5 protein-coding genes and 1 pseudogene are annotated in these 23,635 nt (G+C 75.4%); all 6 read right to left on the reverse strand.

Annotation, left to right across the window (positions count from 1 at the left end):
* Positions 1-301, reverse strand: a pseudogene (locus tag ABGB06_RS04440) (hypothetical protein); the annotation flags it as partial.
* 4 nt (positions 302-305) lie between these two features.
* Complete coding sequence (locus ABGB06_RS04445; RefSeq protein ID WP_347585487.1) at positions 306-1,502, reverse strand: acyl-CoA dehydrogenase family protein; 1,197 nt, start codon at positions 1,500-1,502, stop codon at positions 306-308.
* Positions 1,495-1,740 (reverse strand): phosphopantetheine-binding protein, encoded by a 246-nt coding sequence (locus ABGB06_RS04450; protein WP_347585489.1) that lies wholly within the window; start codon positions 1,738-1,740, stop codon positions 1,495-1,497. The genes ABGB06_RS04445 and ABGB06_RS04450 overlap by 8 nt, the downstream gene beginning before the upstream one ends.
* Positions 1,741-1,822: 82 nt before the next feature.
* The gene (locus ABGB06_RS04455) at positions 1,823-2,821 is read right to left on the reverse strand and encodes a 3-oxoacyl-ACP synthase (RefSeq protein WP_347585491.1); all 999 of its coding nucleotides are present in this window, start codon (positions 2,819-2,821) and stop codon (positions 1,823-1,825) included.
* A complete protein-coding gene (locus tag ABGB06_RS04460; protein WP_347585493.1) occupies positions 2,818-8,964 on the reverse strand; it encodes a condensation domain-containing protein in 6,147 nt (2,048 codons plus the stop codon). Before ABGB06_RS04460 ends, ABGB06_RS04455 begins: the two co-directional genes overlap by 4 nt.
* A 44-nt stretch (positions 8,965-9,008) precedes the next feature.
* Positions 9,009-23,603, reverse strand: coding sequence for an amino acid adenylation domain-containing protein (locus tag ABGB06_RS04465; RefSeq protein ID WP_347585495.1), 14,595 nt, complete (start codon positions 23,601-23,603; stop codon positions 9,009-9,011).
* Positions 23,604-23,635: the final 32 nt, after the last annotated feature.

A 23,635-nucleotide genomic window follows, 5' to 3' on the forward strand; every position in this document is an offset into this window, starting at 1 on the left:
TGCTCGCGATCCGCCGCACCGCCTCGGACTTCGCACCCCACCCGATCTCCAACGCGCAGAAGTACTCGGCCAGCCCGTGCGCGGTCAGATGCGCGTGCGCCACGTCGTGGTCACCCCTGCTCGCCACCGCGTGCAGGATGCCGCGCTCATCCAGCGCCGCCAACGCCGCCAACGCCGCCGGCGTGGGCCGCGCCGGGTCACCCTCCACGACCACGCCGTCCCACACGGTGTCATCCAGATCCCAGACCAGACACTTGACGGTCGGATGCTGCGCGGTACCGGTCGACATGCCGGTCGACATCACGTCACTCCCTCCTCAGAGGCCCCGCGACCCGCCGGCCGGCTGGCCGGCTGGCCGGCTGGCCGTGGCGGAGTGCGAGGTCCCCGATCCGCACCTCGGCCACCTCACGGGAGCCCTCGATGATCCGCATGATCCGCGCGTCGCGGAAATGCCTCCCGACCGCGCTGTCGGCACCACAACCCGCGGAGCCGTGCAACTGCAGCGCGTCCTGACTGACCCGGGCCGCGGCCTCGGCAGCCGCGTACTTGGCCACCACCGTCTCGGCGAACGCGGCGGGCGACCGACCGTCCCGTAACCCGGCGGCGTGCGCACACATCAGCCGCGCGCCGGACGCCGCCACCCTGGCCCGACCCAACACCGCCCGCACCGCCTCGTGATCGGCGAGCCGAACACCACCCTGGGTACGGCGGCCGGCATGCTCGACCGCGAGGGCCAGACACGCCTCCGCGATACCCACACAGCCCCACGCCACCGTGTGCCGCCCATGATCGATAGCCGTCGCCGCCACATGGCTCAGCCCGAAACCCGGCGGGGCCACGAGCCGCCCGGCCGGGACCCGCACATCATCGAACGCGACATGCGCCAACCGCGCGGCACGCATCCCCAACGGATCACGCACCGGCTCCACCGCCACACCCGGCCGGTCGGCGTCGACGAGCAGGGCCACCATCCGCGCGCCCGACCCCTCATCGAGCCGGCCGATCACCAGGAAGACGTCGGCGAGTTCCCCGAACGTCACCCACACCTTGCGCCCGGTCAACCCGAACTCGGACCCGTGCCGGACCACGCTGGCCCCCAGCGCACCAAGATCGCTGCCCGCGCCCGCCTCCGTGGCCGCGAAACCCGCAAGCCGGTCACCACCAGCCAACGCCGGCAACCACACCGCCCGCTGCTCATCCGTACCCCAACGCAACAACGCCGCGGCCACCATCCCCTGGACCGTGACCAGACCACGCAACGCGCTACACACCCCACCCAACAGAGCACAGACCTCACCAAGCGACCGCGCGCTCAGACCCGCACCCCCATACCCACGGGGCACATCGGCGCCGAGCAACCCGGCCGCCGCGACCGCCTTGACCACCTCCGCGGGCAACGCACCGGCACGATCCCAAGCGCCGGCGTCACCCCGCACACCCTCCACGAAGTCGACCACCGCGGCGAGCGCCGCAGGCCGTGCCGGGTCCATGGACTCAGCCATCGGCCGGCCCCGGCTTCGGCTGCGGTTCGCCGCGCTTGCGCCGGACGAACGCGGCGATCCGCCCAGCCGTACGGAAGTTGTCCAGGTCGAGATCCGCCACATCGACCTCGACATCGAAGAGCTGCTCAACCTGGGTCACCAACTCCAGAGCCAGTAACGAGTCGATCAACCCCTCCGCCACATAGTCCTGATCCACCGCCAGCTCCCGCCCGCCAGTGGCGGCGGACAGGAACTCCAAGATCCTGCCGGTGATCTCATCAGTCGCTTGCTGAGGCAAGGTCGTCCCCCATCTCTGTGTGTCGCTGAGGTGCACTGGTCGGCTAGAGGAGCAGGGTTCCGCCACCCCCCGTGCCGTGTTCGACGAGCATCGCGCTCCACGCCGCCACCGGACTCATGTTCAGCACCACCGCCAAGCCACCCTCCGGCACCTCACCACGCGCCATCGCCGTCTCCAGGTTCAACAACGCATCATTGGGACCCAGATGGCCGTACTCCCGCAGGTTCTCGGCACACACCTGCGACACCTTCACATCCAGCGACTCCCCGACCACCCGCAACGCCGCCAGCGACAGGTTCTGCCCCACCCAACACGCGACCTGGTCACGATCCACGCCGTTACGCTCCAACAGCCGCCGCGTCAACGACGCCACACGCTTCCGGGACTCCACCGCCAACGCAAAGGAATAACGCGGCAGGTCCGTGCACTCCTCACGCCACCGCTCCTGGGGACCCGCCCGATAATCCACCCGGAACAGGTCCCAGTAACCGCCATTGGTCTCCAACAACAGATCCCGGACACGCAACGGTCCATCCCGAGAGACCAGGACCGCCTGACCACTGTCACCGTTGACGGTCACCGGATGCCGATAACGCCGGGTGGTCACCGGCTTACTACCATGCGCCACCAAAACATGCGAGGCATGCGGATCAGCGGCCAGCAACCCCGACGCGGTCAGCAACGCCGGCACCACCGAAGCGCAACCAAGACCACCCACCGAGAACGCCCAAGCCCGGTCCGCACCCAACTCCGCCTGCAACCGCGTCGCCTCGGAACTGGACAGCGCCTCCGGCGCCCGGGACTCCACGAGAACCACGCCATCCACCTGGCCAGGCTCGAGACCAGCCGCGGCCAGCGCCTGCCGACCAGCGCGCGCCGCGAGGTCCACCGCCGTCAGATCCTCCGCGACCGCCACCCGTTCAATACCGAGCGCCTGGCACGCCGCGCGTTCCCGCTCGTCCTGCTCGGCGAGCTCCGGCAGATCGGCCAGAGCGACGCGACCCGGCAGGTGGGTGGCGGTGGTCCGCAGGTAGCCGTTCACGCGCCGTACTCCGCTTCCAGGAGGTCTATCTGGGACTGGCTCAACGAGACCAGCGGGAAGTCCCCGGGTCCCGGTCGGTCGTCGTCGTCGGGCGGAGGCGGCGTGTCGTCCGTCCCGGAGGGCTCCGGGCACGCGTGCCGGGCCAGTCCGGTGAGCAGCGCCACCCACGCTTCGCACAGGGCCCGCAGTTCGGCCTCGTCGACCAGGTGCCGCGAGGCGAACAGCGACAGGTCGAACTCGGGCCCCTCGGGTCCGTCGTGCCGGACGACGCCGCTGGCCTCCAGGGCGTGGGCGAAGGGTGTGGTCTCCGCCACGTCTCCGTCGGTTTCGAGCAGCCGCCAGGGCGGCTCCGGGTCACCGGGGGCGGGCTCGGGGGCTGGCCCGGCGCCCGGCAGCTCCCCGAGGTAGTTGAACCCGACGGTCGGGGCCGGCAGGGCGGCCAACGTCTCCCGGGTCTCGGCGTTGAGGTGGCGCAGCGCGCCGAAGCCGAGGCCGTTGCCGGGGACGACGGCGAGCTGGTCCCTGATCCGCCTGACGATCTCCCCGGCGGCCGGGCCGCCGGCGCGGGCCTCGGCGAGGTCGACCGGCCCCGGGTCGAGACGCACGGGGTAGAGGCCGGTGAACCAGCCGACGGTCCTGGACAAATCCATGTCGTCGGTCAGGGGTTCCCTGCCGTGGCTCTCCACCTCGACCACCACGGGCTCCCGCGCCGCGCCACGGGCCGCCTGCCGCTCGGCCACCGCGGCGGCCAGCGCGGCCAGCAGCAGGTCGCCGGTCCCGGCGCGGAGCGCCGCGGGGGCGTCGGCCAGCAACCGGGCGGTCACCGCGGCCGGCACCCGGGCCGTGGCGGCCCTGCCGTTGCCTGCGGTGTCGCGGGCGGGGTCGAGCTCCCGACCGCCGAGGAGCGCCGCACCGGGGGCGAGGGTCCGCTGCCAGACGGGGAGTTCCAGCCGCCGGGCCGGCGCCTCGGCGTGCGCGGCCAGCGCCCGCGCCCAGCGCGCGAACGAGGTCCGCACCGGCGGCAGCACCGCCGGCCGGCCGGCGGCCAGCGCGGCGTACGCGCCCGCCAGGTCGGCGAGCAGCGCCGGCCAGGACAGGACGTCGACGACCAGATGATGCACGACCGCGACGAGCCGGCCCGCGGTGGCCGGCCCGCGGTCCAGCCAGACGAACCGCGCCAGTTCCCCGCCCCACGGATCGAGCCGACCGGCCGCGGCCTGCCGCTCGCGGCCCGCCAGATCGTCGAGCGCCGCCGCGTCCAGGCCCGTGGCGTCCACCCGGCTCACCTCGACGGCGGGCGGCTCGTCGGGATCGGCCGGCAGGGTCAGCGACCAGGTGCCCGGGTCGGCGACCGGGCCGGCGGCGACCAGCCGGGCCCGCAGCATCTCGTGGCACCCGGCCACGGCCCGGACGGCCGCCGTCAGGGTGGCGTGGTCGGCACCCGCGGGGGTGGTCACGACGACGGACTGCGTGAAACGCCCCGGCGCACCGGCCCGTTCCACGAAGTCCCGCATCGCGGGGGTGAGCGGCACGCTGCCCCTTGCCGGGACGTTTTCCGGGTCCCGGGCCGCATCCGGGACGGCGGGCCGTGCGGCTCCGCCTGCGGCGGACGCCGTAAGCCGGTCCACGGCGGGCCGCGCGGTCGAGCCCTCGGCGGGCTGTGCGGGTCCGCCTGCGGCGGGCCCGGTGGTCGGGTCCACGACCGGCTGCGCGGTCAACTTCGCGGTGGGCGGGGCCGTGGCCCGGGCCGGTGTTCGCTGCGCGGGTCCGCCCGTGGCGGGGGCCGTGGGTGGGTCCACGGCCGGTGTCGTGGGCGGGGCCGTGGCGGGCCCTGCGGTCGGCACCGGCGCGGGCTGCGCGGTCAGGCGCGCCCTGGGCTCCGTGGGCAAGCCCACGGTCGGATCCACGGCCGACCCCGCGGTGAGGCCCTCGGCGGGGGCCGTGGGTGGGGCAGCGGGGTGCCCCGTGGTCAGGCCCCCGGCGGGCTGCGGGGTCGCGCCCGTGGCGGGGTCGACGGCCGGCGCCGTGGCGGAGGGCTGGGGTGGGTCGACGGTCGCCGCCGCGGCCATCGCGGCGGGGGTGCGGAGTTCGAAGACCTGTTGTTGGCTGATCCGGACGCCGTGGCGGCGGGCCTGGGCCGCCAGGCGGATGGAGATCACCGAATCGCCGCCGAGGGCGAAGAAGTCGTCGTCGGCGCCGACCTCGTCCGACTCCATCAGCTCTCCGAAGAGCCGCAGCAGCACCTCCCGCGCCCGCTCCGCGGCGGGCGACGGCGCGGCGGCGGAGGCCGGCTCCGCGGCCGGCGGGAGCGGCTCCGGTGCCGGTGCCGGTGCCGGTCCTTCCGCGGACGCGGCCTCGGGTCCGATCTCCGCGAGCGGCAGGTCCGGCTCTGCCATGACCGCCGCGACCAGTGCCGGGAACCAGCGGGCGAGGCGCTCCGCGGTGGACCGGTCGAAGAGCGACGTCGCGTACTCCAGTTCGCCGTCCATCGGGCCGGCGCCGGCGTCCACGAGCGCGAAGGTGAGGTCGAACTTCGCGGTGCCGGGCACGGTGCCGCCGACCTCGGTGTCCACGAAGCGGGTGCTCTCCAGGGCGCCCATGCCGGGCTCGTACCGCGGCACGTTCTGGTAGGTGTACGTGACGTCGTACAGCGGGTGCCGCGCCAGGTCGCGGGGGGCCCGGCCGGCGGCGATGATCCGGTTGAGCGGGATCTCCTCGTGGTCCAGGACGCCGGCGACGGTGGTCGCGCACCGGCGGACGATCTCGTCGAACGGCAGGTCTCCGCTCATCCCGGTGCGGAACGGCGGGATGCTGTTGAAGTAGCCGATCAGGTCCTGCACGTCGGGGTGGATCCGGCCCGAGGTGGCGACGCCGACGACGACGTCGGTGTGGCCCGTCCACAGGTGCAGCAGCGAGTCGAGCGCGGCGAGCATCGTGACGAAGGTGGTGACGCCGTTGCGGCGGCTGTAGTCGCGCACCCGTTCGGCGAGTTCGGCGTCCACGACGAACGTGATCATGTCGCCCGCGTAGGACTGCCGCTCCGGCCGCGGGTGGTCCAGGGGCAGTTCGGGGCGGGTGAGCCCGTCGAGTTCCGCGCGCCAGAACTCCAGGCCGCGCTCCAGCCGCGGCCCGGCCAGCAGGGCGCGGTGCCAGGCGGCGTAGTCCTGGTACTGGACGGGCAGTTCGGGCAGCCGGGGCTCGGTTCCGGTGCTCCGCGCCCGGTAGAACTCCCCCAGGTCGCGGCCGAACAGCGGCTGCGAGCCGCCGTCGAAGACGATGTGGTGGTACGTCAGGACCAGGACGTGCTCCTCCTCGGCCAGCCGGACGAGCATCGCCCGCACCGGGGTGTCCCTGGTGAGGTCGAACGGGATGGACACCGACTGACGGATCAGGGCCCGCACCCGCTCGCCGCGCCGTTCGGCGGGCAGCCGGCTGAGGTTGACGACGCTGAGCAGCGGCTCGATGGCGGTCGGCAGCAGGTAGGGCACGCCGCCGTCGTCGGTCAGGAAGACGCTGCGCAGCGTCTCGTGCCGCTCGGCCATGTCCACGAGCGCGTCCTGGAGCGCGGCCTCGTCGAGCGGGCCGACCAGGTGCATCGGCGTGGGCACGTTGTACAGCGGGCTGCCCGGGTTGATCTGGTCGAGGTACCAGAGCGCCTCCTGCCCCGGGGACAGCGGCAGCGGGCCGCCGCGTTCGAGCAGCGCGATCGGCTCGGCGTCCCGCGTCTCGCCGCGTTCGGCGGCCAGGGCGTGCAGCCGCGCGGCCAGCGCGCGGACGGTGTGGTGGGCGTAGAGGTCGGCGAAGGTGACCTCTACGCCGAAGCTCTGCTGGAGGCGGCGGAGCATGCCGACGCCCACGAGCGAGGTGCCGCCGAGCATGAAGTAGTCGGAGTCGGGGCCGACGTCCCGCTGTTCCAGCAGCTCCGACCAGACCTCGGCGACCCGGCGCTCGATGGTGGCGAGGTCGGCCGGCGCCGCCGGGGCGGGTGCGGCGGCCGGGGCGGGGTTCGTCGCGGCCGGGCGGGGCGCGGTGATCCGGCACCTGGTCGGCTCGAACGGGTAGGTCGGGGCCTCGATGCGCGGGGTGGCGACGTCCCGGTAGTGGCGGTCCCAGTCGAGCGGGGCGCCCAGCGCGTACAGCCGGCCGAGCATGCCGAGCACGCCCGCGCGGGACCCGTCGACGACCAGGTCGACTAGCGGAAGTTCGGGGGCGAGGCCGCCGATCTCCCGTGCCAGGACGCCGCCGGGCGCCATCTCCACGAGGAGGGCGCCGTCCCGGACGAAGCCCGTCACCGCGGCCTTGAGCCGCGCCGGGTCGGGGTCGGCGGCGAGCGGCGTCGCGGCCGCCTCGGTGACGGCGGCGGCGAGCGTCGTGGTGCCGCGGACGACGCGCACGGTCAGGTTGCCGGCTCCCGAGCCGACGAGGGCGACGTTCGTCAGGCCCAGCGTCTCGGCGACGCGGTAGAGCGCGTACTGCCGGGCCACCAGCCGGCCGGCCGGTTCGGCGGCGGCGTCGAGTTCCTCGCATTCGGCGGGCACGGGGAACTCCGCCAGCAGCCGGCGCCACACGGCGTCGTCCAGCAGGGCGTCCCCGGAGAACAACAGCACGACGCGCGGCGCGTCGGCGCAGGGCCGCTCCGGTACGGCCGCCGTCCGCAGCCGTTCGGCGAGTTCCCCGGTGCCGCCGGCGGTCACCGCCAACCGGTAGGGGTGGTCGTCGCGGCCCCGGTTGAGGACGTGCGCGACGGCGCGCAGCGGTTGGTCGGTGGTCTCGGCGAACTCGGCCAGCCGGGTCCGGTAGCGGTCCAGGGCCGCGGCCGACTTCGCCGAGACGGTGACGAGTTCCGGGCGTGGCCCGCCGGGCGCGGTCCGGCGGGCGAGGACCGGGGCCTGTTCCAGCACGGCGTGCACGTTGGTGCCGGTCAGGCCCCAGCTGCTCACGCCGGCCCGGCGCGGGCCGGTGGCGTCGCTCGGCCAGGGCCGCGCCTCGGTGTTCACGTACACCGGGCCCGAGAAGTCGATCAGCGGGTTCGGTTCGGTGAAGTTGACCGCGGGGTAGAGGGTGCCGTGCCGCAGCGCCGACATCACCTTGAACAGGCCGGCCAGGCCGGCGGTGTTGCCCAGATGGCCGATGTTGGCCTTCACGGAGCTGATGGCGCACTCCCGCCCGGTCCCGCCGGCGTCGGCGAAGGCCCGGTTCAGCGCCTCCACCTCCACGACGTCGCCCAACGGGGTGCCGGAGCCGTGGCATTCGACGTAGCCGATGCTGTCGGCGTCGACGTCCCCGTCCCGCCAGGCCTGCGTCATGACGTTGGCCTGGCCGAGTTGGCTGGGCGCCGCCATGCTGGCGGCGCGGAACCCGTTGTGGTTGACGGCGATGCCCTTGAGCACCGCGAGGACGTTGTCGCCGTCGGCGACCGCCTCGGACAGCAGCTTCAGCACGAGGACGCCGCCGCCCTCCCCGGCCGCCAGGCCGTTGGCGCCCGCGTCGAACGGGCGGCACCGCCCGTCGGTGGACTCCAGGTTCTGCATCGGGATCCAGTCGGCGCTCCTGACCAGCCGCGGGAAGACGTTGACGGCGCCGACGACGGCGAACGGCACCTCCCGGCCGCGGACCTGCCGCACCGCGAGGCTCAGCGCGGTCAGGCCGCTGCTGCACGCGGTGTCGACCACCAGGGCCGGCCCCTGCAGGTCGAAGAGATAGGCGATCCGGGCGGCGAGCGCGGCGGTGGAGGTGCCGAGCATCGTCTCCACGTCACGGTCCGCGTCGGGGACGGCGGCGCCCGGATCGATCGCGGCCAGCATGACCGACGCCGCGGCGCCGCGCAGCCGCGTCGGGGCGTAGCCGGCGGACTCGATCGCCTGGTGGGTGAGCTGCACGAGCAGCCGCTGGTGCGGGTCCATCTGCTCGGCCTCGCGGCGCGTCAGGCCGAACAGCTCGTGGTCGAAGAGGTCGATCCGGTCGAGGTATCCCATGTTCAGGTAGCGCTCGCCGGGGTCGTCGTCGCCGGAGCGCACCCGGTCCTCACCCGGCGCGGTCACGCATTCGCGCCCGGACAGCAGGTTGGCGTGGAACGTCTCCAGGTCCTCCGCCGCCGGGAAGATCCCGGCGCTCCCGATGATCGCGACGTCGTCCTTCCTCATCCACTTCTCCCATGCTCGAACGATCCGGGACGGACCGGGATTCGTCACAACTCATAGCTGTGCTCGTCGGGGACGGCCGCGAGCCTGAGCCGGTCGACCAGTTCGGCCATCGACTCGATGGTCGAGTGCTCGAAGAACAGCGCGACCGGTAGTTCGCCGTCACCGCAGAGCCGGGCCAGCTCCGCCCGGATGGTCAGCAGCGTCAGCGAGGTGCCGCCGATGTCGAAGAACTTCTCCCGCATGCCGAGGTCGGCTCGGCCCAGCACCTGGCGCCAGATCCGGTGGACGGCGTGCTCGGTCTCGGTCCGCGGGCCCCGGTCGGCGGCCGGCCGGCCGGGCTCGGGCCCGGCGCGGCCCGCGCGGGACGTGCCGGACGTGGCCCGGGCGACGGCCGGTCCGGCGAGTACCAACTCGCCCTCCGCCGTCCAGCGGGCCAGCTGCCCCGACCGGCACATCCGCGTCCCGGGCAGGAACGGGCAGGCCACGAGCCGCTGCACCGCCGCCGGCCCCTCGGACCCCGGCGCCGGCGCCGGCACGGTCAGGTAGACCTCACCGAGCACGCCGACCGGCACCGGCGCGAGGTGCCGGTCCAGCAGGTAGAGCCGCGTGTCGTCGCCCGGGCCCGGCCGCCCGCCGCCGAGCCGTTCGGCCAGTTCGGCCAGTTCGGCCAGCGGTCCGGAGCCGGCCAGCCGGCCCGCGTCGCTCCACTCCCCCAGCAGCCGGCCGCGCTCCGCCTCGTCCAGCACGTCCAGGTCGCCGAGCCGCAGCCGCGGGTCCGTGGCGACCTGGTCGAGCACCCGGACCAGGCGGTCGGCCAGCCGCCGTACGGTGGCCTCGTCGAACAGGTCGGTGGCGTACTCCAGGTCGCAGGCCAGCCCGGCGGGCGCCCCGTCCGCCTCCTCCAGCTCGCGGGCCAGCAGCGACAGGTCGAACTGGGTGGCCGACGTCCCGACCGGCTCGTGGCGCACCGCCAGGCCGGGGAAGCCGAGGTCGGCGTCGCGGACATGCGGCAAGGCGGGGGTGTTCTGGAAGGCGAAGCTGACCTGGAACAGCACCTGCCGGGACAGCGAACGGTCGGGGTTGAGCGCCTCCACCAGCCGTTCCAGCGGCAGGTCCTGGTGGGAGTAGGCGGCCAGGTCGGTCTCCCTGACCCGCGCGACGAGCTCGGCGAACGCCGGGTCGCCGCCGGCGTCGGTGCGCAGCACCAGGGTGTTGAGGAAGTACCCCACCAGGTCGTCGAGCGACTCGTCGACGCGGCCGGCGATCGGCGAGCCGAGGGGGATGTCGTCGCCGGCGCCCAGCCGGGACAGCAGCGCGACCAGCGCCGCCTGGGTCACCATCGCCATGGTCGCGTCGCAGTCGCCGGCGAGCCGGCGCAGCCGCCGGTGCGTCCGCGCCGAGGTGACGGCGGCGACCCGGCCGCCCTGGTGGCTCGCCACCGGCGGGCGCGGCCGGTCGGTCGGCAGCTCCAGCTCGTCGGGCAGATCGGCGAGCGCCCCGGTCCAGTACGCGAGTTGGCTGCCGAAGAGGCTGAGCGGGTTCCCGTCGTCGGCCAGCAGCCCGCGCTGCCAGAGCGTGAAGTCGGCGTACTGCACCGGCAGCGGCGCCCAGTCGGGGGCGCGGCCGGCGGCCCGCGCCGCGTACGCGGTCGCCAGGTCCCGGGTCAGCACGTCCATGGACCAGCCGTCGGCGACGATGTGATGCAGCACCACCAGCAGCACGTGCGCGTCGGGCCCGGTGCCGTACAGCGTCGCCCGCCAGGGCACGTCGGACGCGAGATCGAACCCGCGGGCGGCCTCGGCCGCGAGCACCGCCGCCAGCTCGTGCTCCCGCGGCGACCCGGTCGCCAGCCGGGTCCCGGCCGCCACCTCGGCCAGCACCCGCTGGTACGGGACGCCGTCCACCTCCCCGTAGACGGTGCGCAGCGGCTCGTGCCGCCCCACCACGTCGGCCCAGGCGGTGCGGAGCGCCGGAACGTCGAGCCGGCCGCGCATCCGCAGGCACAGCAGGATGCTGTTGGCGGCGTCGGGGCCGGCCAGCCGGTCGAGGAACCACATTCGCTGCTGCCCGGACGACATCGGCAGCACCTCGGGGCGTTCGGCCGGCACCACCGCGGGCCGGGCGGCGCCGAGTTCGGTCAGCCGCCTGGCCAGCAGCTCGGGGGTGGGGGATTCGAACAGCATCCGGTTGGACATCTCCACGCCCAACACCGACCGCACCCGGCTGACCAGGCGGGTGGCGAGCAGCGAGTCGCCGCCGAGATCGAAGAAGCTGTCCTCGGCGCCGACCTCGGGCGCGCCCAGGACCTGGGCGAACAGGGAGCGGAGTATCACCTCCTGGGGCGTGGGCTCGTGGCTGCCGGCCGCCGGGGCCGGCTCGCCGCCCGGGTCTCCGGGGTCCCGGGCGGTGGCCGCGGCGCCGGGCTCGGGCAGCGCCGCGCGGTCCACCTTCCCGTTGGGGGTCAGCGGCAGCGCGCGGAGCGGCACGACGGCGGCGGGGACCATGTAGGTGGGCAGCCGGGCGGCGGCGAAGGCGCGTATCTCGCTCGGGTCCACGGTCCGCCCCGCGGTGGTGACGTAGGCGGTCAGGCGTCGGTCTCCCGGGTGGTCCTCGCGGACGACGGCGGCGGCCTGGGCGACGTCGGGGTGGGCGGTCAGCACGGCCTCGATCTCGCCGAGTTCGATGCGGAAGCCGCGGAGCTTGACCTGGGCGTCGGCCCGGCCGGCGATGTGCAGCTGCCCGTCGGCGGACCAGCGGGCCAGGTCCCCGGTCCGGTACATCCTCCCCCCGGCCTGGGAGGCCTGGGAGGTGCCCCCGGCCGGCAGGAACGGGCAGGCCACGAACCGCTCCGCCGTCAGACCCGGCTGCCCCACATAACCGCGGGCCAGACCCGGGCCGGCGAGGTACACCTCGCCCACGGACCCGACCGGTGCCGGCTGGAGCACGTCGTCCAACACGAACACCCGGGTGTTGGCGATCGGCCGGCCGATCGGCGGCGGCGCGTCCTCCGGAGAGATGTCCCCGTCGAGCGGAACGGCCGTCGCGATCACGGTGGCCTCGGTCGGCCCGTAGGTGTTCCACACCCGGGCGCGCGGCGTCCACCGCGAGGCCAGATCGGCGGTCAGCAGCTCGGCGCCCAGCACCCAGTTCGCCATGCCGGGGACCAGCTCGGGGTCCAGGACGCCCAGCAGGGACGGCACCACGCTCGCCACCGAGACGCCCGCCTCGCGGATCATCCGCGCCAGCGGATACGGGTCGGCGCGCTCCTCCTCGGAGGCGATGGCCAGCGTGCCGCCCGCGGCCAGGGTGGTGACGATGTCGAGCACGGCGGCGTCGAAGCTGAACGACGCGAACTGCAACGCCGTCACGCCCTCCGCCACGCCCAGCACCGGACGCATCGCCGCCGCGAGGTTCACCAGGCCCCGGTGCGACACCGCCACGCCCTTCGGGCGGCCGGTCGAGCCCGACGTGTAGATCACGTAGGCCAGTTGGCCGGGATCGAGCACTCCGGGCAACGGCCCGGACGGCCGCGACGGGGTGACCCGCTCGGCGTCCTCCAGCGTCACCGCCCGCCCGACGTTCGACGGCAGCCGGGTCAGGCAGTCCGCGGTGCCCAGCACCACCTGGGCGCCGCTGTCCGCGACCAGGTAGCCGAGCCGGTCGGCCGGATGGTCGGGGTCGAGCGGCACGTAGGCGCCGCCGGCCTGCCAGACCGCCAGCATCGCCACGACCATGTCCACCCCGCGGGGCAGGCACAGCCCCACCCGGGACTCGCGGCGCACCCCCAGGGCGAGCAGGCGCCGCGCCAACCGGTCCGCGCGCTCCGCCAGTTCTCCGTAGGTCAGCGCCTCGGCCCCGCAGCGCACCGCGGGTGTGTCCGGCGAGCGCGTCGCGTGGGCCCGGACCAGCTCCGCCACCGTCCCGGTGGGGATCGGCGCCGCGGTGTCGTTCCACCCCGTGAGCAGCAGCGCCCGTTCGGCCTCGGCGAGCGGGTCGAGGTCGCGCAGCCGGACCCGAGGGTCGGCGGCCATCCGGTCCAGCACCCGCACGACGCGGTCCAGCAGGCTCCGGGCGGTGTCCGGGTCGAACAGGTCGGCGCGGTAGTTCAGCCGGAGGCTCAGGTGCTCGGCCGGGTTCACGCCCAGGGCGAGCGCGAAGTTCGTCGACTCGCGCAGCGCGGCGTCGGTGACGGTCAGGCCGGGGACCGAGGGCTGCATCCGGGGGTCGCCGGGGAAGTTCTCGAACGCCAGCAGCGTGTCGAAGCTCGCGCCCGACCCCGCCAGCCGCTGGATCTCGGCGAGCCCGAGGTGCTGGTGGTCCAGCAGCGCCGACTGCTGGGACTGCACCTGGTCGAGCACGTCGGCCAGGCCGTCGGCGGGGTGGAAGCGCACGCGGACGGGGACGGTGTTGAGGAACAGCCCGAGCATCTCCCGCATCCCCGGCAGCTCCGCCGGCCGTCCGGCCACCGTGGCGCCGAACACCACGTCCCGCCGCCCGGTCAGCCCTCGTACCACCACGCCCCAGGCGACCTGGAGCACCGTGTTCACAGTGACCCCGCACGACCGGGCCGTCTCCCGCACCGCCGTCGCCAGCCGTTCGCCCGGTTCGGCGGTCAGCACGCCGATCGGGCCCGACGCGGTGCTCGGCGCGAGCGGCGCCACCAGGGTGGGCTCCGCGACGCTCGCCAGCGCCCGTTGCCACGCCGTGCGGGCGGCCCGCCCGTCCTGCCGGCCCAGCCACTCCAGGTACTTCCGGTAGGGCGTCACCGGGGCCAGGCCGCCGGCGTCCCCGCCGGCGGCGTAGACGGCCCACAGCTCCCGCATCAGGATCGGCAGCGACCAGCCGTCCAGCACGATGTGGTGCAACGTGATCGCCATCCGGTACCCGGTGGCGCCGGTCCGCAGCAGCGCCACCCGCAGCAGCGGCGGCGCGCCCAGGTCGAAGCCCCGCGCGCGTTCCTCGGCGCCGATCCGCTCCGCCTCGGCCCGCGCCGCCTCCGCGTCCAGGCCGGCGAGGTCCTCCTCGCGCCACGGCAGCGTCGCGTCCCGGGCGATCACCTGGACCGGCCGCCGCAGGCCGTCCAGGTGCCGGAAGCCGGCGCGCAGGGTCGGGTGCCGCGCGACCAGCGCCTGCCAGGACGCCCGCAGCAGCCGCGGGTCCGGCCGGCCCGCCAGTCCGATGACCAGCTGCTCCACGTAGACGTCGGCGCCGCCCCGCTCGTCGAACGAGGCGTGGAACAGCAGGCCCTCCTGCAGCGGCGAGACCGGCAGCACGTCCTCCGGGTCGGCGACCCGTGCCTCGATCTCCGCGAGGTGGCTCCGCGTCAGCTCGACCAGGGGGAAGTCGGAGGGGGTGTGGCCGCCGCTGCCGGGCCGGGCGGCGTGCGCGGCCAGGCCGGCCAGCATCGCCGCCCAGCCGTCCAGCAGGGCCCGCGCGTCCGCCTCGTCGAGCAGTCGCTCCGGCCATCCCAGGCTCAGCGTGAGCACCGGCCCCGTGCCCGTCTCGCTCTCGCGAACGGCGCCGAGGATCTCCAGGGCGTGCAGGACCGGGAACGCGCCGGCCACCCCGCCGCCGGGCGTGCCCTCGTCGGTCACCGACCAGTCGCGGCCGGCGGCGCCCCGGCCGGGCGCGTCGACGTCGAGCCGGCCGAGGTAGTTGAAGCCGATCGGTGGCGTGGGCAGGGTGGCCAGGGTCGGCTGGGTGGTGGGGTTGAGGTGGCGCAGCAGGCCGTGGCCGAGGCCGTCTCCCGGCACGGCCCGCACCTGCTCCTTGACGTCCATGAGGACGCGGCCGGCGGCCGGGCCGCCCGCCCGCACCTCGGCCGGGTCGATCCCGCCGGCGTCGAGCCGCACCGGGTGCATGGCGGTGAACCATCCGACCGTCCGGGACAGGTCCATGCCCTCGGCCAACGGGACCCGCCCGTGTCGTTCCACGTCCACCACGAGCCCGCCGGCCGCGTCCCGGCCCCGCCATTCGGCGACCGCCGCGGCCAGCCCCGCCAGCAGCACGTCGTCGACCCCGGCGTGGAACGCGGCGGGAACCCGCGTCAGCAGCTCCGCCGTCACCTCGGCCGGAACCGTCACCGACACGCGACGGACCGTGGCCTCCACGTCCCGCGCCGGGTCCACGGGCTCGGCGGTGAGCGCCGGCTCGCGGTCTCCCGCGATCCAGGTCCACCGCGGCAGCTCGGCCAGGCGTCGTTCGGTCTCCGCCTGGGCGGACAGGGCGCGGGCCCAGTGCCGGAACGACGTGCCCACCGGCTCCAACACCGGTTCCCGACCCTCCGCGGCAGCCGCACACGCCTCCGCCAGATCCGGCACCAACACCCGCCAGGACACCGTGTCCACCACCAGATGACAGGCCACCACCAACAGCCGCCCGCCAACCCCCGGCCCACCGTCGAACCACACCACCTGCACCATCACCCCGGCCCGCGGATCCAACCGACCCACCGCCGCCCGCTCCTGCTCCGCGACCGCGGCCCGCAGACCCTCCGACCCCGACGGAAGGTCAACCCGCCGCACCCACGACGCCACCGGCACCCCGCCCGGCCCCGGCACCACCAAACGCGCCCGCGGCTCCACCTCCAACCGCGCCCGCAACACCTCATGCCGATCCAGCACCGCACCCAGCCCCGCCACCACCGCGTCCACACCCAGTCCCGGCGGGGTGGACACCACGGCCGTCTGCACGACGTCCCGCACGCCGGTGGGGCCGACGCGGCCGAGCAGTTCCCGCATCACCGGGGTCAACGGCACCTCGCCCACCCCCGGCTCCCCGGCATCGATCGCGGCGCCGCCGTCCAACGGCTCGCTGACCGCGGCCAGGGCCGCCGGCGTCCGCCACTCGAAGACCTGGCGGGAGGTGATGACCAGGCCGGCCCGGCGGGCGCCGGAGGCCAGCAGCATGGCCAGGATGGAGTCACCGCCGAGCGCGAAGAAGTCGTCCTCGGCGCCCGCCCGTTCCAGGCCCAGCACCTCGGCGAACAGCCCGCACACCAGCTCCTCCGCCGGCGTCGCGGCGTCCCGGCCCGTCCGGTCGCCGTCCGGTTCGACGGCCGGCAACGCCGCGCGGTCGAGCTTGCCGTTGGGGGTCAACGGGAGCCCGTCGAGCGCCGTCAGCGTCGCCGGGACCATGTACGGGGGCAGCCGGTCGGTGACGTACCGCCGGACCTCAGAGAGGTCGAGCCCGCCTCCGAGCGGAACGACGTAGCCGACCAGCCGGGGTTCGCCGGGCCGGGGGGCGTCCCCCGGGTCCTGGGGGCCGGGTGGGTCCTCCCGGAGCAGGACCGCGGCCTGGGCGACGTCGGGGTGGGCGGCGAGGACGGCCTCGATCTCGCCGGGCTCGATGCGGAAGCCGCGGAGCTTGACCTGGTTGTCCGCCCGGCCGACGAAGTGCAGTTGCCCGTCGGCGGACCACCTCGCCAGGTCGCCGCTGCGATACATCCTCCCCCCGGCCTGGGAGGCCTGGGAGGTGCCCCCAGCCGGCAGGAACGGGCAGGCCACGAACCGCTCCGCCGTCAGACCGGGCTGCCCCACATAGCCGCGGGCCAGGCCCGGGCCGGCGAGGTACACCTCGCCCACGGACCCGATCGAGACCGGCTGAAGGAAGTCGTCCAGCACGAACACCCGGGTGTTGGCGATCGGCCGGCCGATCGGCGGCGGCGCGTCCTCGGGCGCGATGTCCCCGCGCACCGGCGTCGTGGTGGCGATGACGGTGGCCTCGGTGGGCCCGTAGGCGTGGTGCACCCGCGCGCGCGGCGTCCACCGGGACGCGAGGTCGGAGGTCAGCAGCTCGGCGCCGACCACCCAGGTCGACACCCCGGGCACCGACTCCGGGTCCAGCACCGCCAGCAGGGACGGCACCACGCTCGCCACCGACACGCCCGCCTCGCGGATCATCCGCGCCAGCGGATACGGGTCGGCGCGCTCCTCGTCCGAGGCGATGGCCAGCGTGCCGCCCGCGGTCAGGGTGGTGACGATGTCGAGCACGGCGGCGTCGAAGCTGAACGACGCGAACTGCAACGCCGTCACGCCCTCGCCCACCCCGAGCACCGGACGCATCGCCTCGGCCAGGATGGCCAGGCCCCGGTGCGCGACCGCCACGCCCTTCGGCCGGCCTGTCGAACCCGAGGTGAAGAGCACGTAGGCCAACTGGTCGGGATCCGGCGCCGCGTCGACGGGCCGGGCCGGCCGCGCGGCGATGGCGGCGGCCGTGTCCGGCTCGTCGAGCAGCACCGTCCGGGGCGCCGCGCGCCGCGCCGGGGCGGCGGTCGCGGCCGAGGCCAGCACCACGTCGGCGCCGCTGTCGGCCACCACGGCGGCCAGCCGCTCCGGCGGGTACGCCGGGTCCAGCGGCACGAACGCGCCGCCGGCGCGCCAGACCGCCAGGATCGCGGTGACCGTGTCCACCCCGCGGGGCAGGCACAGGCCCACCCGGGACTCCGGCCCCACCCCCAGGGCGAGCAGGTGCCGCGCCAGCCGGTTGGCCTCGGCGTCCAGTTCGGCGTACGTCAGGGACGCCGAGCCGCAGCGCACCGCCGGCGCGTCGGGCGACCGCCGCACGCGTCTGGTGAACGACTCCAGCCAGGTGCCCGGCGGGATCGGCCGCGCCGTGTCGTTCCACTCCGAGAGCAGCGCCCGTTCGGCCTCGGCGAGCGGGTCGAGGTCGCGCAGCCGGACCTGGGGGCACCTCCCGGGCCCGCCGGGGCCCGGGGGAGGATCGGCGGCCATCCGGTCCAGGACGCGCACCAGGCGGTCCAGCAGGCTCCGGGCGGTGTCGGCGTCGAACAGGTCGGTGCGGTAGTCCAGCCGGAACGTGAACTCGTCCGCGGGGATCACGCCCAGGGCGATGGCGAAGTTCGTCGACTCCCGCAGCTGGGTGTCGGTGATGGTCAGGCCGTCGGCGGAGGGCTCCTGGGCGAGGTCGCCGGGGAAGTTCTCGAAGGCGAGCAGGGTGTCGAAGACCGCGCCCGGTCCGGCGAGCCGCTGGATCTCGGCGAGCCCGAGGTGCTGGTGGTCCAGCAGCGCCGACTGCTGGGCCTGCACCTGGCCCAGCAGTTCGTCCAGGGTCAGGGCCGGGTCGAGGCGCACGCGGACCGGGACGGTGTTGAGGAACAGCCCGAGCATCTCCCGCATCCCCGGCAGCTCCGCCGGCCGCCCCGCCACGGTCGCGCCGAACACCACGTCCCGGCGTCCCGTGAGGTGGCGCACGACCATCGCCCAGGCGACCTGGACCACCGTGTTGACGGTGACCCCGCACGACCTGGCCGTCTCCCGCAGCGCCGCCGCCAGCCGCCCGCCCGACCCGGCGGCCAGCACCCGGTTGAGGCCGGACCGGGACCGCGAGGCGTGGGGGGCGACGAGCGTGGGTTCCGTGACGCCGTCGAGCGCCGCGCACCAGGCCCGTTGGGCGGCCTCCTGGTCCTGCCGGCCCAGCCACTCCAGGTAGTCGCGGTAGGGCGTCACCGGGGCCAGGCCGGCGGTGGCGCCGCCGGCGGCGTAGACGGCCCACAGCTCCCGCATCAGGATCGGCAGCGACCAGCCGTCCAGCACGAGGTGGTGCAGCGTGATCGCCATCCGGTAGCGGGCGGGCGCCACCCTGAGCAGCGCCACCTTGAGCAGCGGCGGTCGGGTCACGTCGAGGCCGCGGGCGCGTTCCTCGGCGCCGATCCGCTCCGCCTCGGCCCGTGCCGCCTCCGGGTCCAGGCCGGCGAGGTCCTCCTCGCGCCACGGCAGTGTCACGTCCCGGGCGACGACCTGGAAGAGCCGGTCCGCGCCGGCCGGTTGCCGGAATCCGGCCCGCAGGACCGGGTGCCGGTCCAGCAGCGCCTGCCAGGACGCCCGCAGCACCGCGGCGTCCAGCGGGCCCGCCAGGCCGACGACGAGTTGTTCGACGTAGACGTCGGAGCCCTGCTCGTCGAACAGGGCGTGGAAGAGCAGGCCCTCCTGCAGCGGCGAGACCGGCAGCACGTCCGCCAGGCCGGCCGCGTTGGCCGCCAACTCGTCGACGTGTGCCTGGTCGATCGCGGCGAGGGGGAAGTCGGAGGGGGTGTGGCCGCCGCTGCCGGGCCGGGCGGCGTGCGCGACGAGGCCGGCCAGCAGCGCGGCCCAGGCGTCCAGCAGGGCCCGCGCGTCCGGCTCCGCCAACAGCCGTTCGGGCCAGGCGAGGGTCAGCGTGAGCACCGGCCCCGTCCCGGGCCCCGCGGCCCCGGACGTGGCCTCCGGCCGGCTCTCGCCGACCACGCCGAGGATCTCCAGGGCGTGCATCACCGGCGCCCGGGCAGCGCTGTGCGCCCCGCCCGCTCCGGTCACCTGGCCCAGGTAGTTGAAGCCGATCCGGGCGGCGGGGAGCGCGGCGAGCACCGGCTCGGTCGTGGGGTTGAGGTGGCGCAGCAGGCCGTGGCCGAGGCCGTCTCCCGGCACGGCCCGCACCTGCTCCTTGACCCGCTTCAGCAGCCGGCCGGCGGCCGGGCCGCCCGCCCGCACGTCGGCCGGGTCGATTCCGCCGGCGTCGAGACGGACCGGATGCGTGGCGGTGAACCAGCCGACCGTCCGGGACAGCTCCGTCCGGCCGTCGAGCGGGACCCGGCCGTGTCGTTCCACGTCCACCAGGAACCCGCCGGCCGCGTCCCGGCCCCGCCATTCGGCGACCGCCGCGGCCAGCCCCGCCAGCAGCACGTCGTCCACGCCGGCGTGGAACGCGGCGGGAGCCCGCGTCAGCAGCTCCGCCGTCACCTCGGCCGGAACCGTCACCGACACCCGACGGACCGTCGACTCCACGTCCCGCGCCGGGTCCACGGGCTCGACGGTCAGCGCCGGTTCGGCGCCGGCGAGCAGCCGCGTCCAGGCGGGGAGTTCCGCGAGCCGTTCCCGGCTCTCCGCCTGGGCGGACAGGGCGCGGGCCCAGTGCCGGAACGACGTGCCCACCGGCTCCAACACCGGTTCCCGACCCTCCGCGGCAGCCGCACACGCCTCCGCCAGATCCGGCACCAACACCCGCCAGGACACCGTGTCCACCACCAGATGACAGGCCACCACCAACAGCCGCCCGCCAACCCCCGGCCCACCGTCGAACCACACCACCTGCACCATCACCCCGGCCCGCGGATCCAACCGACCCACCGCCGCCCGCTCCTGCTCCGCGACCGCGGCCCGCAGACCCTCCGACCCCGACGGAAGGTCAACCCGCCGCACCCACGACGCCACCGGCACCCCGCCCGGCCCCGGCACCACCAAACGCGCCCGCGGCTCCACCTCCAACCGCGCCCGCAACACCTCATGCCGATCCAGCACCGCACCCAGCCCCGCCACCACCGCGTCCACACCCAGTCCCGGCGGGGTGGACACCACGGCCGTCTGCACGACGTCCCGCACGCCGGTGGGGCCGACGCGGCCGAGCAGTTCCCGCATCACCGGGGTCAACGGCACCTCGCCCACCCCCGGCTCCCCGCCGCCGGGCGTCGCGTCGTCCGCCGCGCCGGCCACGGCCGCCAGGGCGGCGGGGGTACGCAGCCGGAACACCTGGTGGGAGGTGATGACCAGGCCGGCCCGGCGGGCGCTCGACACCAGCAGCATGGCCAGGATGGAGTCACCGCCGAGCGCGAAGAAGTCGTCCTCGGCGCCCGCCCGTTCCAGGCCGAGCACCTCGGCGAACAGCCCGCACACCAGCTCCTCCGCCGGCGTCGCGGCGTCCCGGCCCGCGGGCCCGCCCGCGGCCTCGGGCGCGGGCAGGGCGGCCCGGTCGAGCTTGCCGTTGGGGGTCAACGGCAGCGCGTCGAGCACCACCACGGTCACCGGCACCATGAACTCCGGCAGCCGCCCGGCGACGTACTCCCGCATCGCGCGCGCCGCCTCCGGGTCGATGCCGGCCGAGGCGGGCACCACGTAGCCGACCAGCTGCCGGCTGTCCCCGAGGTCGTCGCGGGCGACGGCGGCGGCCTGGGCGACGTCGGGGTGGGCGGTCAGCACGGCCTCGATCTCGCCGAGTTCGATGCGGAAGCCGCGCACCTTCACCTGGGCGTCCGCCCGGCCGACGAACTCCGCCTCGCCGGCGGCGTTCCACCGGGCGAGGTCACCGGTCCGGTACATCCGCTGGCCCGGCAGGAACGGGCAGGCCACGAACCGCTCCGCCGTCAGGCCGGGCTGCCCCACGTAGCCGCGGGCCAGGCCCGGGCCGGCCACGTAGACCTCGCCGACCAGGCCGGGCGCCACGGGCTGGAGGAAGCCGTCCAGGACGTAGACCCGGGTGTTGGCGATCGGCCGGCCGATGGCCGGGGCCGGGTCCGCCGGTGCGATGGCGGGGTCGATGGGCGCCGGCGTGGCGGTGCTGATGACGGTGGCCTCGGTGGGCCCGTAGGTGTTCCACACCCCCGCCCGGCCGGCCCACCGGGACGCCAGATCGGCGGACAGCCGCTCCGCGCCCAACACCCAACGCGACACCCCCGGCACCGAATCGGGATCCAGCACGCCCAGCAAGGACGGCACCACGCTCGCCACCGAAACGCCCGCCCCGCGGATCATCGCGGCCAACGCCGCCGGATCACCCCGCTCCACGCCCGCGGCGATCGCCAGCGTCCCGCCCGCGGCCAACGTGGTCACCACATCCAACACCGACGCGTCGAAGCTGAACGACGCGAACTGCAACGCCGTCACACCCTCACCCACACCCAGCACCGGACGCATCGCCACCGCCAGATTCACCAGACCCCGGTGCGACACCGCCACACCCTTCGGCCGGCCCGACGAACCCGACGTGTAGATCACGTACGCCAGTTGGTCGGGGTCGAGCGGCACCTCAGGCGGTCCGTCGGTGAGGTCTCCCGGTCCGCCGGGGCCGGGGGAATGCTCCGCCGCGGCCGCGCGCTCGGCCTCGGCGAGTGGCACGGCCCGCGCCGCGCCGACCGGAAGCCGGGCCAGCGTCTCGGGCGTGCCCAGCACCAACACGGCCTCGCTGTCGGCCACCACGAGGCCCAGCCGCTCGGCCGGGTACGCCGGGTCCAGCGGCACGAACGCCCCGCCGGCCCGCCACACCGCCAGCATCGCCACGACCGCGTCCACCCCGCGCGGCAGGCACAGCCCCACCCGGCACTCCCGGCCGACGCCCAGCCCGGTCAGGTGGCGCGCCAGCCGGTCGGCGCGGGCCGCCAGTTCCGCGTACGAGAGCGCCTCGGGCCCGCAGCGCACCGCCACCGCGTCGGGCGACCGCCGCACGCGCCTGGTGAACGACTCCAGCCAGGTGCCCGACGGCACCGGCGGCGCGGTGCCGTTCCAGCCCTGGACGACCCGGCGCCGAGGCCCGTCCTGCCACACGTCGATCCGGTCGAGCCGCAGCCCGGGGTCCTCGGCTATCCGCGTCAGGAGGGTGCGGAAGGACCGGCCGGCGGCCTCGACCCAGTCCCGGTCGTAGCGTGCGGGGTTGGCCTCCAGGGCGATCCGCGGTCCCGTCCCGTCCGACCCGCCGGAGACGATGAGGCCGAGATCCTCGACGTGGCGCTCGGTGAGGTCGTCGACGATGCCGCGGTGCCCGGCGAAGTCGAGATCGCCACCGCTCGGCAGGATGTTGACGTCGGGGCCGAAGAGCCGCCGGTCGCCGCCGGGCCAGCCGAGCTCCCGGCGCAGCCATTCGCCGCGGAAGAGCTGGTGGCGGAGCAGGTCGTCCACCGCCCGGTGGGCCTGGTCGGCCAGGTCGGCGAAACGCGTGGCGGCGCCCGCCCGCAGCCGGAGCGGCAGCAGGTTCGACAGGACGCAGGGCGTGCGCCGCGCCTCGTCGTCGACGCGTCCGGTGACGGGGAGGCTGAGGACCGTCTCGTCGGAGCCGGAGAGCCGGGCGACGAACGCGGCGAGCGCCGCGATGGTGAGGCGGGAGGGCCGGGTGCCGAGGCGGCCGGCCACCGCGCGCAGGGCGGCCGCGACGTCGGGCGCCAGGGGGGACCTGGCGGCCAGCGGATCCGCCGCCTCGTCCCGGGCGGCGGCGCCCCGCGCGGCGGGCGGGCCGTAGCCGGGCACGCCGGGGGGTTCGGGCCGGTCGGCGAGGTGCTCGTGCCAGTAGTCCCGGTCGAGGGCGTACCGCGGCGACTCGCGGTAGGCGGCCTGCCGCTCGAACAGCTCGCGAAGCGGGGTGTGTTCGGCGGGCCGGACGGGCGCGCCGCGGGTCAGCGCCGTGTAGACCTCCGCCACCCGGCGGCTGACCAGCGCGTAGCCGAACCCGTCGACGAGGAGGTGGTTGTAGCGCTGGAACCACACGTGCCGGTCGGGGGCGAGGCGGAACAGGATGAAGGAGAAGAGCTCGTCGCCCGTGGGGTCCTCAGGTCGGCGCGCCTCGGCCCGGACGATCGTGTCGGCGGCGGCCCACGGGTCCTCCTCGGCGGTGAGGTCGACGAACCGCGGTCGGTGGTCGGGCACCGGCCCGAACACCTGCGACACCCCGTCCGCGTCCTCCACGAAGCGCGCCCGGAGGATCTCCGTCTCGGCGACGACCCGGTGCAGGGCGCGTTCGAAGACGCCCGGGTCCACGGGCCCGCGGATGTCGACGCGGTGGCAGATGGTGTACGCGCTGCCGGAGCCCTGAATGCGCTGCGCCAGCCAGATGCCCTCCTGGCTGTCGAACAGGGGCAGCGAGTGCCCGGGCCGACTCTCCATGGTCTCCCCTCCGTTGTCGGCGACGATCTGGT

The organism is Streptomyces sp. B6B3 (assembly GCF_039871525.1).
In the GTDB taxonomy this organism is placed as follows: Bacteria; Actinomycetota; Actinomycetes; order Streptomycetales; family Streptomycetaceae; genus Streptomyces.